At 34.7% G+C, this 13864-nt stretch carries 16 protein-coding genes; 15 read left to right on the top strand and 1 reads right to left on the bottom strand.

The window, feature by feature from the left end; translation table 11 throughout:
* Positions 1–20: 20 nt before the first annotated feature.
* The 5 genes from tpiA (at position 21) to IGJ00_RS11190 (ending at position 6772) form a co-directional block, all read left to right on the top strand.
* A complete protein-coding gene (gene tpiA / locus IGJ00_RS11210) occupies positions 21–776 on the top strand; it encodes a triose-phosphate isomerase (RefSeq protein WP_019723102.1) in 756 nt (251 codons plus the stop codon).
* A 116-nt stretch (positions 777–892) separates the two neighbouring features.
* Positions 893–2191 carry a phosphopyruvate hydratase gene (eno, locus tag IGJ00_RS11205; protein ID WP_010734865.1) on the top strand — a complete coding sequence of 433 codons (1299 nt, stop codon included), beginning with the start codon at positions 893–895 and terminating at the stop codon, positions 2189–2191.
* 805 nt (positions 2192–2996) lie between these two features.
* A complete protein-coding gene (locus tag IGJ00_RS11200) occupies positions 2997–3491 on the top strand; it encodes a hypothetical protein (RefSeq protein ID WP_019723101.1) in 495 nt (164 codons plus the stop codon).
* A 544-nt stretch (positions 3492–4035) separates the two neighbouring features.
* Positions 4036–5499 (top strand): helix-turn-helix domain-containing protein, encoded by a 1464-nt coding sequence (locus tag IGJ00_RS11195; RefSeq protein ID WP_065095697.1) that lies wholly within the window; start codon positions 4036–4038, stop codon positions 5497–5499.
* 205 nt (positions 5500–5704) lie between these two features.
* Positions 5705–6772 carry a WxL protein peptidoglycan domain-containing protein gene (locus IGJ00_RS11190; protein WP_071866730.1) on the top strand — a complete coding sequence of 356 codons (1068 nt, stop codon included), beginning with the start codon at positions 5705–5707 and terminating at the stop codon, positions 6770–6772.
* A gap of 46 nt (positions 6773–6818) precedes the next feature.
* Here IGJ00_RS11190 and IGJ00_RS11185 read toward each other — a convergent pair whose 3' ends face one another.
* Positions 6819–7226: a hypothetical protein gene (locus IGJ00_RS11185; protein WP_108145335.1), complete on the bottom strand. Its 408-nt coding sequence runs from the start codon at positions 7224–7226 to the stop codon at positions 6819–6821.
* A gap of 737 nt (positions 7227–7963) precedes the next feature.
* Here IGJ00_RS11185 and IGJ00_RS11180 point away from each other — a divergent pair.
* From IGJ00_RS11180 to IGJ00_RS11135, 10 genes are all read left to right on the top strand, one after another.
* Positions 7964–8356 (top strand): hypothetical protein, encoded by a 393-nt coding sequence (locus IGJ00_RS11180; protein ID WP_108145334.1) that lies wholly within the window; start codon positions 7964–7966, stop codon positions 8354–8356.
* 100 nt (positions 8357–8456) lie between these two features.
* Positions 8457–8852 carry a hypothetical protein gene (locus IGJ00_RS11175; protein WP_438844438.1) on the top strand — a complete coding sequence of 132 codons (396 nt, stop codon included), beginning with the start codon at positions 8457–8459 and terminating at the stop codon, positions 8850–8852.
* Positions 8845–8967 carry a hypothetical protein gene (locus IGJ00_RS11170; RefSeq protein WP_438844437.1) on the top strand — a complete coding sequence of 41 codons (123 nt, stop codon included), beginning with the start codon at positions 8845–8847 and terminating at the stop codon, positions 8965–8967. Before IGJ00_RS11175 ends, IGJ00_RS11170 begins: the two co-directional genes overlap by 8 nt.
* A 150-nt stretch (positions 8968–9117) precedes the next feature.
* A complete protein-coding gene (locus IGJ00_RS11165) occupies positions 9118–9492 on the top strand; it encodes a hypothetical protein (protein ID WP_019723974.1) in 375 nt (124 codons plus the stop codon).
* A gap of 139 nt (positions 9493–9631) precedes the next feature.
* Positions 9632–10024 carry a hypothetical protein gene (locus IGJ00_RS11160; protein ID WP_438844436.1) on the top strand — a complete coding sequence of 131 codons (393 nt, stop codon included), beginning with the start codon at positions 9632–9634 and terminating at the stop codon, positions 10022–10024.
* A 402-nt stretch (positions 10025–10426) separates the two neighbouring features.
* Positions 10427–10825 (top strand): hypothetical protein, encoded by a 399-nt coding sequence (locus IGJ00_RS11155; protein ID WP_081367425.1) that lies wholly within the window; start codon positions 10427–10429, stop codon positions 10823–10825.
* Entirely contained in the window at positions 10818–12392 is a 1575-nt protein-coding gene (locus tag IGJ00_RS11150; protein WP_438844435.1) for a cutinase family protein, read from the top strand. Before IGJ00_RS11155 ends, IGJ00_RS11150 begins: the two co-directional genes overlap by 8 nt.
* A gap of 13 nt (positions 12393–12405) precedes the next feature.
* Positions 12406–12699 (top strand): hypothetical protein, encoded by a 294-nt coding sequence (locus tag IGJ00_RS11145; protein ID WP_430603892.1) that lies wholly within the window; start codon positions 12406–12408, stop codon positions 12697–12699.
* A gap of 135 nt (positions 12700–12834) precedes the next feature.
* A complete protein-coding gene (locus IGJ00_RS11140; RefSeq protein ID WP_438844434.1) occupies positions 12835–13029 on the top strand; it encodes a hypothetical protein in 195 nt (64 codons plus the stop codon).
* A 100-nt stretch (positions 13030–13129) separates the two neighbouring features.
* Entirely contained in the window at positions 13130–13750 is a 621-nt protein-coding gene (locus IGJ00_RS11135; protein WP_010734876.1) for a sugar O-acetyltransferase, read from the top strand.
* Positions 13751–13864: the final 114 nt, after the last annotated feature.

The following is a 13864-nucleotide window of genomic DNA, read 5'->3' as shown; positions in this document are numbered from 1 at the left end:
TCTGAATAGGAGTGCATATCATGCGTAAACCAATTATCGCTGGTAACTGGAAAATGAACAAAACTGCATCTGAAGCAAAAGATTTTGCAGAAGCAGTAAAAAACAAGATCCCTTCAAATGATAAAGTAGATTCAGTGATTGGATCTCCTGCATTATTCTTACAAGAATTAATGGCTTCAGCTGAAGGTACAGAATTGAAAATCGCTGCACAAAACTCTTACTGGGAAAACTCAGGTGCATTCACTGGTGAAACATCACCAGCAGCTTTAGCTGATCTAGGTGTACAATATGTGATCATCGGTCACTCTGAGCGTCGTGAATACTTCCACGAAACTGACGAAGATATCAACAAAAAAGCGAAAGCAATCTTCGCAAACGGTATGATCCCAATTCTTTGCTGTGGTGAGTCATTAGAAACATATGAAGCAGGCAAAACTGCTGAGTGGATCGAAGGACAAATCACTGCTGGTCTTGAAGGCTTAACAGAAGGTCAAGTAAGTAATCTAGTTATTGCTTACGAACCAATCTGGGCAATCGGTACAGGTAAATCAGCAGATGCTGAAATCGCTGACGAAATCTGTGGCGTGGTACGTCAAACAGTTGAAAAACTTTACGGCAAAGAAGTATCAGAAGCAGTTCGTATCCAATATGGTGGTTCTGTAAAACCTGAGAACATTGCTGAGTATATGGCAAAAGAAAATGTGGATGGCGCATTAGTTGGCGGAGCTAGCTTAGAAGCGGATTCATTCTTAGCATTACTTGATGCTGTAAAATAATTATTGAAAATTTGTGAAAAATGCAAGAAATGTTTGCACAAAGACACAAAATTAACTAAAATCGTATATGAGGGAAATCCCTTAGGAAAAAACCAAACTCAAAGGAGAGACAAAACATGTCAATTATTACTGATGTTTACGCTCGCGAGATTCTAGACTCACGCGGTAACCCAACAATCGAAGTAGAAGTATACACAGAAAGCGGTGCTTTCGGCCGTGGAATGGTTCCTTCAGGTGCTTCAACTGGTGAATACGAAGCAGTTGAATTACGTGACGGAGACAAATCTCGTTATGGCGGTAAAGGTGTAATCAAAGCTGTTGACAACGTAAACAACATCATTGCTGAAGCAATCATTGGCTACGATGTACGTGACCAAATGGCTATCGACAAAGCAATGATCGCTTTAGACGGAACTCCTAACAAAGGTAAATTAGGTGCGAACGCTATTCTTGGTGTTTCAATCGCTGTTGCTCGTGCAGCTGCTGACTACCTAGAAGTACCTTTATACCACTACCTAGGCGGATTCAACACAAAAGTATTACCAACTCCAATGATGAACATCATCAACGGTGGATCACATGCGGATAACTCAATCGACTTCCAAGAATTCATGATCATGCCTGTTGGCGCGCCAACATTCAAAGAAGCACTACGTATGGGTGCGGAAGTATTCCATGCATTAGCTGCAATCTTGAAATCTCGTGGATTAGCAACTTCAGTTGGTGACGAAGGTGGATTCGCTCCTAACCTTGGTTCAAACGAAGAAGGTTTCGAAGTAATCATCGAAGCAATCGAAAAAGCTGGCTATGTTCCTGGTAAAGACGTTGTTCTTGCAATGGACGCTGCTTCTTCAGAATTCTACGACAAAGAAAAAGGTGTTTACGTATTAGCTGATTCAGGCGAAGGCGAAAAAACAACTGACGAAATGATCAAATTCTACGAAGAATTAGTATCTAAATACCCAATCATCTCTATTGAAGATGGATTAGACGAAAACGACTGGGATGGATTCAAGAAATTGACAGAAGTTCTAGGCGACAAAGTTCAATTAGTGGGTGACGACTTGTTCGTAACAAACACTGAAAAACTTGCTGAAGGTATCGAAAAAGGAATTGCTAACTCAATCCTTATCAAAGTTAACCAAATCGGTACTTTGACAGAAACTTTCGAAGCAATCGAAATGGCTAAAGAAGCTGGTTACACTGCAGTAGTTTCTCACCGTTCTGGTGAAACAGAAGATTCAACAATCTCTGATATCGCAGTTGCAACAAACGCTGGCCAAATCAAAACAGGTTCTCTTTCACGTACTGACCGTGTTGCGAAATACAACCAATTATTACGTATCGAAGACCAACTTGGTGAAGTTGCAGAGTACAAAGGTTTGAAATCTTTCTACAACTTAAAAAACAAATAATCAAATGATTGTAAGAATGCCCTTCTTGTGTCGTATGACATGAGAGGGGTATTTTTTTAGGCAGACGATTAATCAGAAAAAATATTTTTAGTACTTAAAGAAACGAATGATAGAAACAAATCATAGATTCTTATGAATATAAATAAAGATCATCATTCCTCATATTTTATTAGGCACAAAATAGATTAATTAGCTTTAACCAAGCTGTTCTTAATTCATCGCGTCTTTATCATGGATGATGAAAACGAGACGATTGAGAACAAGTTTGTACCTCCTATAAACTTGAAGATCGACAACTATGTGGGGTTTCTTTTTATTATATAGTGTGTTATAGTCTATTGATTATCTAAACAACGAACGATTCCGAAGAATTTCTTCTTTATCATTTGCTTCTCTTACTTCCTCAACCTAACCACCAACTCTTTTGACGTCATCATCATATGTTGCCATATAAACAAAACCCGCATAGTGTTCGGTTCCAATATAAATAAGTTGATATTTTTGATGAATGTAAGAGAATAAGTTCTCATGGAAATTTTTTTGATAACCGGATACGGTTTTGGTCGAAATATCACGCCTAAAAGGTCTAATAACTCTGATCAAAGGACAAATAGGGAGCTTTTATAGAGGTAAGGAGTGAGCCTAGTCCATCTTTCCGGACAAGTTTCTATCATGTAGCAAAGAACGTGGTGAAAGATTATCCTGTTTTTAAAAAAAGAGTTGAATGTTCGGATAAACCCTATAAGGAAATTTAATGTAAACTGATTTTGTGAAAAAAATATTAAATTCCGGAGGCTATCCAACAATGAAAAAAAAGGTATCCACAACAGTTATGCTATCAACTTTGTTGTTAGTAGGTAGTAACCCAAGCTTAGTAAACGCATCCGAGGCAGTCAGTGAAAAACAAATACCGATTGAAGTCCAAGATGGAAAACTAGATATCACTTTCAATGAAGGAACAACAAACAAAGTCGATTTCAAATTATCTGATTTTGACTTAAACTCAGATATGCGTAAACAAACGAAGGTCTTGAAAGCAACTGCTACAGTAAATAATACAAAATCACAGGATGTTTTTGTGAATATTTTTGCAAAACTTGACCAATATGGAAATGGACTAGACATTCAACCTTCAAACCCACATCTTCAAGCACAACAGGTAATGCGAATGAGTTCGGTACAGATTGAAAAAGATTTCGATGTCATTTTAGATGCAAATGATTACGTATGGCGATCAAACAGAGATGATAGCGCCAAAATCATCTTGACAGCACAAGAAGTAAATAATCCTTGGGGATAATACTCCCGACTAAAAAATAGTTAGTTTCAGTTGTGAAAGGCTTGCCAGATAAAAAGAGTTAAGTGTGCGAAGATTGACATAATACGATGGATCATAATATAGAATACGTAGATCTATCCGTCTGTCCTATAGAATATTTAAAGAAGAAATGCTGATCCAATCAATGAAAACTACTCTTGTTGATTGCCTGATCAGTGTTCCTTCTTTTATTCTTTCGTGTAGTTGCAAGCTTCTACTGTCGCTGGTTGGTCCATCAGATTTATGAATCTAGTAATACAAACAGAAAAAATTTTAATCAATAGAAATTTATTAGAAATAAGTGAAGGTGTTTAGATAATAATTCCGTAGAAAGACAAATATACATGATCAAAGCTTCACTACCTTAGTAATCAAGTCAAAATGTACAGGCAAGACCAATACAACAGCCATGCAAGTTGAACTAGGAGACATCGGTATAGTTCGCTGAAAATAAAAAATGAAACATTCTGACTAAATGAATTCTTCTTAGTATAGAATCCTCTAAAAATGAAGGTTGGTAGAAGAAATGGAATATATAATGGATACGTTTAGTAGCCGTTACTTAACAAAAAAGCAAAACGAAATGTTGCAACTGTTTACGGTTCTAGTGACAGAAAAATATTTGTCATTGAATAAATTAAGTGAGCGGTTAAACTTAACGATGTATCAAACGAAAATATTACTGGTTGAACTCGAAGAAAACTTCGAACAATTGAATTTTACATTTTCATCTTTCTTTTTACTAGAAAAGGGGACGATTGGTTTAATCGAAGGTGTTAATCAGGAACTGTTGCTTCAAGTATTTGTTAATTTGAAAAAAAAGTTTTTTAATGAATCACCTTATTTTCAATTATTGCTCTATCTCTTGAAACACCGAAAAACTCGTGTAGTCGATATTTCCGAAAAGTTGATGTTTAGTAAGTCTTATAGTTATAAATTGATCAGTCGGCTGAAAGATATCTTTCATTATCAAAAAATACCAATAACTATTAATAGTAATTTTGAATCAATTTCTTTGGAAGGCAATGAGATGTCTATCAGAACATATCATTACCTGGTACAAATCATGGCCTATAATGTTTTCGCAGATAGCCAAACAAGAGTGAATATTGACCTAGTAGGTGGACACTATGAGAGGTTGAAGACAACAAAAGCAAAGCATGACATTCTATTCTCGATACTTGAAAATGCTGTGTCACGTGGGTATATCATACAAGATTTGGACAAAACAGCGATAGAACTATTCGCTGATATGAAAGAACTGTATGAAGAGGACTCGCTAACAAAGTTGATACCAACGCGAAACATGGAAGATAGAGAAAAAGAAGTTGCATTCTTTTATTTTTGTAGACAACTTCTCATCCCTGAAACGACAAGCAAGCAGGACAAGATAGTCTTAGGCAAAAAATTCAAAGAGCATAAACAGAACGAAATCGTTGATTTTTCTATGAATGTCGTCGAAACATTATCAGAAAAATATAAGATAAATTCCGATGTGGAACATGTGATTTTATATGAAAGTGTCATCAATAGTTGGGCATACAAAAATATTTATTTCGAGAATTTAAAGGGAGTGGCTAATCAAAATAGTCCCAATAGTAGAATCCATGAAGTGAAGCAGCTACTATTGGAAATAGTCAAAAACAGGAATTTTCAAGTTGGGGATAGACAAATATTTGCGAACAAGTTAGCACATATCCTTTCGTATTATTTGCCTATCCAAAACAATGAAAGAGTGACTATTGCTATATCGATGTTGCATCATCCGGAATATGTACCAGTTATCGAAAGTAAATTACTAACGATATTTAATAAAAAAATCATTCATTTCACTTCTGACTTTACTGATGCAGATATTTTGGTGTCTGATGGGATTGTGTACCACGAAGAGTCCCAAGATTTTGCTTTTTTTAGAGACATTCACAATAAGGATCATTGGGACAATTTAAACGCGATTGTCCAAGCAAGAATTATCTTAAAGTTAGAGTAATGAATTTAATAAATATAGATAATAAAAAAATCTCGAAGGAAACTTATTCTTTTCAATTTGATCAGGGAAAAGTGAAACATTCTGATGAATCAAAATACAAAGTATGATGATAGGATAACTACTGTTGTGAAAAAGAGGAATAAGAATGATCAAGAAAAAATATAGAGATTTAAGATACTTGATAGGAAAATGAATAGGAGAAATAATGACAAAAAATAGCCAAGCCAAAGAATACAAGTTAGTTGACTTCTGTTCGCTTATTTTCGTTTTATTGATGGGATGTTTTTTTTACATACAACCAGTAGAGGCGTCCGAGGAAGATACTGCATCGATCCTAGTGGATGTGCAACCCAAAGAATATGAGATCAGAAATAGCTATCTGCAGTTTACTCCAGAACTTAATAAGAACTATGAGTTCACTGCTACGATTACAAATATAGGTGACAAAGACTTAGATGTTACTGTCTATCCATCGGTTGCTATATCAACGATGGGAAGTGTCACTTATGTTGAAAATACAGAAAATCTTTTAGATGAAAAGTATGACTTTAGTAAATACGTGAAGATAACTGATGCTAATGGCGAACTAGAAGACGGGAAAATCAAAGTTGAAGCGAAACAAAGTGAAACGATAGCAATTTTGATCAATGTGACTGAGGAACTTAATGGAGAAGTTTTAGGTGGGGTGAATTTCTCTCAGACATTAAGTGAAGAAAGTCATGAAGATGCTGTAGATATCGTTCATGTCTATGAGAAAGTGATCCTATTTCATCTCAAGATGGATGAAATAGAGGCTGAAAAAGAACAAACTTATGATGAGTTTGAGTTTGTGAGCTCACAGGATGCGATAAGGCTTGATTACTATATAGTCAACAATGATCCTGCAGTAACTTTTGCGGAAAGCGGCTCATACAAAGTAATCAATCCAAACGGGGATATCATTTCTGAAGGAGAAATTGAAGAAAGCTCAATTGCATTGACGCCAATGACTAAAACAAAGCTAAATCTACCGTTAGTTAGTGATGCAGAATTGATGTTTGGGGAATATCAGTTTATCCTAACTGTTGATGGCAAAGAAAAAGTAACTAAATTTAATTATACAAAAGAAGAGCTGGAAGGATTGATAGAGCAAACAGGTGGTTCAAACAAGATTATCGTCAATCAAGGAAGTAATATCTGGGTGATTGGTTTGTTGCTTGTTTTTTCTGCTCTGTTGATCATCACAAGTGTAATACTTTATCTTAAATATAAGAAAACGAGAATCGATAGCTAAGGCTTCGATTCTCGTTTTGCATTTCAGCCAGATGATGTTTGAAAAATTATGTGGTTTCTTTATTAGGTAAAAGTCCGAATGTATAAATGATTAACAATGTCAGGAAAGAAATTCCAGTACCAGCAAAGCCAAAACACATATCAATAAGATCAGGTGTGTTTATGAATCCGAGGACAGTCTCACATAGCGCGTTTGCTATAAGTAAGAGTAAAGAAAAGATGACTACATAATTGAATTTTATCCCCATCAATAACCAAAAATATGGAATCAAACCTAAAATCAAACTAATTGAAAAGTTTGAGATATGAAGATAAAAATCAGGATAGATAGAGGTGAAAATCGTAACATTCCAATACTTTGATAAATACATGAATGAGCCAACGGCAATCACGACAAGATATAAAATAGAAGTCCATAACTTGGGTAAAAATTTAAAAGCAAGTTGGTTTTTCATGAAAGGTCACCTCCATCTTATATGAAAAGCTACCTTTTAAATTTCACAAGAAAAGGTCAAGTTCATTATAGCCTACCTATATTCGATTTACTATATTATACAATGCCTCAAACAAGAGCTAGATGAAGTGAGGAACATTCATTTTACAAAAAAATACCATTATACGAATACTATGTAGTTGATTATTCCTTTAGAATTGCACCTCAAAATTAAGTAACATCATCTATCTAATTGGATTTTTATGTAGAGGTCGATTCTAATTTGTTATAATGTTTTTGAAAACGCTATAATTGATGATCAACTTGATACCTCAATGAAATATTTTGCATTGTTTGCGTACATATAAAGAAAGAGAGACTTACTTCTTAATATGAAAGAAGTAGATAGGTGAGTCAAGATTAAGAAAAAGGGTTATTCTAGTGTAGCCTATACAGGGAAACAGTTCGAGTTATAAAGTGCATGGCGTTTAGTCCTAAGTCAATAGCTGTTAATATTAATCTTTTTGATAAAAAAGATAAAAATATTGATGGATTTGAAATGTATTTATCCCAATAATATTTCAAATCCTTCTAGAATTAAGACTTTTGTATAAGTTGAAATGTAAATGAGTAACAAGCTTAGAACAGTATAGTCAGCATACATAATCTATCGTCTAGAAGACAAAACCGAGATCAGAACATAACCTATTGTTTAAACTGTAGATGACATAAAGATAAAAGCAGAAAGGAGAACGCACTGTGAGAAAGAAGGAAACAATAACTGTAGTTAGCTTGACTATTATCTTAGTGCTTTTAGGCATGCCAGGATTGACAAACATAATGGAACCGACAGGAAAAGAAAAGCAGATAGCTTTTTTGAAAAAACATGAAGAAAAAATGTCTAAATATATAAAACAAGAAAGTCATTCAGAAATCGAAATCAACTACGATTGGGAATCAGTAGAATGTTATCAAAGCATGGCGTTTTCGAGGCCAACCCTAGGAATCAAATTTGATGTTATAGATAAGAAAAAAAGTAGGGAAGAAAATTATTATTATAAAGGAAATACTTTGATCATTGACGTAGATAAAGAATATTCTACTATAAATGATATGTGGACGACGAACGCTATTCTAGAATCCAAATCTTGAAGGATATATGTAAATTTATTTCAAAGCTCGTACAAAAGAAGAACAAATAGTTTTGCCTATGAATCAATAAAAAAGGGAGTGAGGGGAGAATCAATTGGTCATGAAAAAATGGCTTATTCCAGTAAGTATAGGTATACTTTTAATGCTTGTTGCAACGATAGGAGTGAATAAAATAAGCGAACCAACAGAAAAAGAGAACCAAATTGCTTTTTTGAAAGAGCATGAAGAATACTTAACCAAGTACATTAAAGAGAGGAACCCACAAATCAATATAGCTATTATTAAATATGATTGGGAATCATTTAGGATAGAGGATAGCGGAGCTTTTACCCCAAAAATTTACATAGTTGATATTGAATTATATAGTATTGATAAAAATGAAATAGATGGCGGAGCAATTCAAGTTTTACCAAATAACTTAAAAAAACCTACTAAGATAGAAGAGATAGCGACCAATGATTTTGAAGAAGCAATGGAGGAACTAGATGATGGCTAACTTAGATAATTCATATACCATTCATGCTAATTTTGTAAATGCAAAAGATGGTTATGAAAAACCTGTTTATGAAAAACCTGTTTATGAAAAACCTGTAAGCACAGTTTCCCTCTAACCCGATGCTAATGTGTGAAAGGAGTTAAAGAATTTGGAGCAATACCAGTATCAAAAGTAATGGGAAGATATGAAGTATAAATTTACGTGAAAATCCATACCAAAAAAGATTTCAAAAACTTGGACGACCAAGAGATGAGAGGATAATGAATTGGTAAAGAAAAAATGGCTGATTCCAGTAAGTATTGGCATACTATTAGCCCTTTTTACAACAATAGGTGTGAATAAAATAGATGAGCCAACAGAAAAAGCAAGACAAATCGCTTTTTTGAAAGAGCACGAGAAAAAAATAACGGAATATGTGAAAGAAAGAAATGATTACGTAATTTTAAAAAAATATCAAATTAAAAATATTGAGTATGATTGGGAAACAGTTCGAGTTGTACAGGGCATGGCGTTTAGTCGTAAGTCAATCGCTGTTACTATCTATCTTTTTGATGAAACAGATAAAAAGGTTGATGGATTTGAAATATATATTTATCCCGATAATATTTCAAATCCTACTAAAATAAAAAGCTTTGAGTAAGGTGAAATACAAATGAACATTTAATTTGGTATAGTCAGCACACTTAATCGACCATTAAGAAGAGAAATTAAGATCAAAAATATAAGTATGCTTGTAACTATTGATTCACAAAGGTAAAAGCATAAAGGAGAAAAAATATGTGAGGAAAAAGAAGAAAATTATTGTAATAAGTTTGACTATTATCTTAGTACCTTTAGGCATGTTAGGGATGAAAAAAATAATGGAACCGACGGAAAAAGAAAAACAAATCGCTTTTTTGAAAGAACATGAAAAAGAAATGACCGTATATGTAAAGTTACAAAATGATAAAATCACAAGCGTTCAATATATCTGGGAAAGTGTAGAAGTTATTACGATTGGAAATGGACTTCCTTTTGGGGCAGGAGAAGCAATCACAATTGAAGGAAAATTCAATCATATTCCTGACTCCAGTTTTTATTTACAATTCAGTCTTGAAAAAACAAATAGAATGCCAGTGATAGAAAGCATGACTGCTTTTAATTCTTTTAGAATTAAGGGATTGCTTCTATGAAAAATGTAGAGAATTTCAACAATATTTATGCCAATTTAGCCAGAAGCAGCTCTAATAGTTCGCCTAATTCAATTTAAAAATATTTAAATAGTATGAATTAAGTGGAATTTGATTATGCTATTAAAGAGATTGATTAATATAGGGATGTAACTAATGAGGAAGCAAAGCTACCCAATAACGGTAAGATGCTACCGTAAAAACAGTTAAAGAGTTAGGGAAATACGTGGTCCAAAAGTAAACAGAGGAAATAAAGTACATACCAATAAATGTACATGAATAAACGATATTGCTAAAATCGACAAAGTTGTTTTGTTTTAAGAACCTGTTTAGGTAAAGTTTCGAGAGTTTGTCAGAAAGAACATAGACATAAATTAGGAGAGCTAGGAATGAGGGGATAATCAATTGGGAAAGAAGAAAAAATGGTTGATTTCAGTAAGTATAGGTGTATTATTAGTGCTTTTGATAACGATAGGAGTGAATAGAATGAGCCAACCAACAGAAAAAGAGAACCAAATTGCTTTTTTGAAAGAGCATGAAAGTAAAATGACAGAATATATTAACCAATCTGAAGGTAAAAAAGTAACAGCGATTGATTATGATTGGAACAATGTTAATCAAGTGGTTATCGGAAATGGTCTTCCTAGTGGTGCAGGTAAAAAAATTCAAATTTTTGGATTCGTAAATAATAAGCCAAATATGGATTTCAGGCTTGATATAAAATTAAATAAAAACAATATACCTGATATGTCAACTTTACATTATGGTCAAAAAATAAATTATGAGGGAGAACATCATGTCTGATTTAGAAAATACAAATAATATATATGCTAATTTTGCACAAAGATCTTATACAGGTCGTGAGATTAACTTTCCTTATGAAGAGCTTAGCTTTAGTAAAAAAAAGAAACTAGACAATAATAATTCTGTTAAATTCAATTTCCCAAATGCAAAAGATGGTCATGGAAATGATTTAAGTACAGTCTACCTCCAACCCGACACCACCGTCAAAACAGTCAAAGAGTTAGGAAACATCCGAGTGCCGAAAGTAAACGGAGGCTATGAAATACAGAGCTATGTAAAAAACACATATAAGCAAGGTCTATTGACGGATGAGAAAGCTGGTTTCAATGCTTATTATGTGACGGATACCCCTAAGCTTTCTATAGAGACCAAACACACTTACTTTGTTACTAGAGGCAGTGATGGTATTTCTTCAAGTAATTTGAATCTTAATGACTGGTGGCATAATAACCAGGCATTTACAACAAAAAATGCTTATATTCCGCAAGCAAAATTAGCAAATCAAGCCATGCACCAGAAGATAACGGAAATGACCACACAAGCACCTCATGCTACAATGTCTGTCACAGGTCATTCTCTGGGAACGATGGTGTCGATTCAGGCTGTGGCGAATCTTCCTGAAAAAGATATTGCGAAAATCGACAAAGTGGTTTTGTTTCAAGGCCCTGATGCACGTGAAAGTATCAATAGAATGTCGGAACAGGCACAAAAAAATATCCAGAAGTTGGAAGAGCATGGGAAAATCGACTATTACGTCAATGCTTTTGATATTGTTTCCATGTTGAATAGAAATAAGTCTGGGGTAGATGAAATCGGGAATGTTCGTTACTTACTACCGAAATCTTTTAACACGACGTTTGATATGGAAGATCAAAACGGTTCTAGCCATGACTTTGGACAGTTTCAAATAAATCCCGATGGTACACTTCAGGAAGCTAATTTGAAGGAACATGGCTACATTTTTGCTGCGGGGATCAAGGTTTCCCATTTGATCGATAAATATTTGACTCGTGTAGTAAAAGAAAAACCAGAAGGTGGGTTATCTTTTACCGAAGTTATAAAACTATTGCTATCTGGAGAATATAAAGATTTCGAAAAAGAATATGCCAAGATTATTGCAGAGGCAAAAGTTGCTAGTGAATGGAACGAGACGGTCAACGAATTACATAAAAGAATTTCTAATGCTTCAGGTTCTAAAAAAATCACTTTACAATCGGAGTTAGTTCAATCGATCATCCAAAAAGCGAAAAATATAGGCGAAGAGTACGAGATCATCTTTAAAAATGCACAAAAAGAATCTGAAGATGAGATTACGGCAATATCAAAAGAACTATTGGCTGGTGCGGGAGCAATCAAAAACTATTTGACTTATTGGGAAGTACAAGAGATGGTTTCCCCATATGAAAAAAATAATGTATGGGACAGCGGACAAGCCGCATTAAATACGAATCAAGTGAAACAATATAAAGAGAAGCTGGAGGAGTTTAGTAATAAACTGGCGGTAGTAGCAAATCATCTTACAGAGTATGACAGACAAGCAGGAAATAATTTGTTCAAAAACAAGTGAAAGGAGTTTATCCATGGAAGATAGAGAATTACAAGAATTTCTAGAAAAACTTGGACAAGAACAAAAGGAACGGGAACGAGTAGCCATACAAGCGCTGATTCTGGCAAAGGAAAGTCGTATCGCTCAGGCCAAGTTAACTTCGATCGAATCCCTAAAAGAGATCTCAGAAGGAATGTATCAACAAACGAATAGTGTCTTACCATCTACTTTGAAAGGCGCTTTAGAAGGGGAAAGTGCCGTTGCAGCAGAACAGTATGTCAAACAAATGAAACAACCAACATTGGTCACACCTGTGAAAAGGGGGTAAAGAATGGGGACAGTAGAGAAACAACGTAAACTACAAGATTTAGAGGAGCAATTCTATTAAAACAAACGTCAGATACACCGTCAACAAGAAGAAATCGATCATCAGTTAGTAAACTTTAGGAAAGAAACAGGTCAATTGGTACAAAAAATCATGTATTTGACGAAGAATGATCATTGGGATAACCGACAATTCTTTCATCAAATGGAGGCAATAGATCGTAAACTGATCCATACGGCTCAAAACTATGCACGACAATTAGAAGAAAAAGAGCAAGAATTAACAAGATCCTATCGAAAAGAGATAGAGCGAATTCACGAAACCAATTACTAGAAAAAACACCGTCACGATCTTTCACAAATCTCTCTTCCTTATAGAAAATAGACTCTCTGTTATAATACATGTAAGCAAATAAGATAATAGGGGGAGAAAGATGAGCGAAGATGATGTGAAACAGATAACTAATACAGGATTACCATACGATGATATGGACTCTAAAGTAGTACACGCACGAAATCATGCGTTGAGACAATGCAGGAGATACAATTTTCTCGTGAATTCAGAAAATCATTATAAATACCCCATTTTGCGGGCGCTATTCGCTTCAATGGGTGAGAATGTCTATATCGAGTCGAATTTTCAATGTGAGTTTGGATTCAACATTTCTATAGGAAATAATGTTTATTTGAACCATGATATGATCATTCTTGATTGTCATGAGGTGACGATCGGAAATGATGTTTATGTAGGGCCGAGGGTTGGTTTGTATGCAGCCAATCATGCAGAAGATCCATTTGAACGTGCTGATCATGTCGTTTATGCGAAGCCGATCCATATTGGCGATAAAGTTTGGTTAGGAGCGGGAGTCCATGTTCTTCAAGGGGTGACGATTGGTGCAAATAGCATCATTGGGGCAGGAAGTGTCGTAACAAAAGATATACCAGAAAATGTGATCGCGGCAGGGAATCCGTGTAAAGTGATCCGACCGATTACGTATAAAGATCGAGAAAAAAATATTAAAGTCCAGGATAGTGCCTTGTTGATGGAACGATAGCATGCTGGCTTTAGGAAAGTTTCTTTCAGTCAAACAAGAGACAAAAACTTTTGGATAAAAAACAATACCCGAACGATGGATCAGTTCCTTCTCATAGAGATGAGAGAAACTGAT

This window comes from Enterococcus sp. AZ062, assembly GCF_051715065.1.
In the GTDB taxonomy this organism is placed as follows: Bacteria; Bacillota; Bacilli; order Lactobacillales; family Enterococcaceae; genus Enterococcus_B; species Enterococcus_B mundtii.
This window is presented reverse-complemented; position numbering and strand designations above follow the sequence as displayed.